The sequence below is a fragment of the Bacillus sp. SIMBA_008 genome (assembly GCF_046535495.1).
Lineage (GTDB): Bacteria > Bacillota > Bacilli > Bacillales > Bacillaceae > Bacillus > Bacillus subtilis.
In genome coordinates this window covers 1-255 of sequence record NZ_JAWRWL010000837.1, presented here as the reverse complement: position 1 = coordinate 255, position 255 = coordinate 1, and the positions used below count along the sequence as shown (strand labels likewise).

The following is a 255-nucleotide window of genomic DNA, read 5'->3' as shown; positions in this document are numbered from 1 at the left end:
CTCCTGGACGTCACCCTGCCGGCGCCGCCATCGCCGACCGGGCAGGACCTGCTGGTGCGGGTGCTGGCGGTCTCGGTCAACCCGGTCGACACCAAGCTGCGTGCACCGCGCGAAGGGTTCGAGCTCACGCCGCGCGTACTCGGCTTCGACGCGGCGGGCGTGGTCGAGGCCGTGGGCCCGGACGTCACCGCCTTCGCGCCGGGGGACGAGGTCTACTACGCTGGCGACGTCACCCGTCCGGGTGCGAACGCGCAG

1 protein-coding gene is annotated in these 255 nt (G+C 73.7%); it reads left to right on the top strand.

Going from position 1 to position 255, the window contains the following annotated elements; translation table 11 throughout:
- Nucleotides 1–255, top strand: a 255-nt coding sequence (locus SB658_RS25685) for an alcohol dehydrogenase catalytic domain-containing protein (protein ID WP_410603283.1), incomplete at both ends; no start/stop codon positions are given.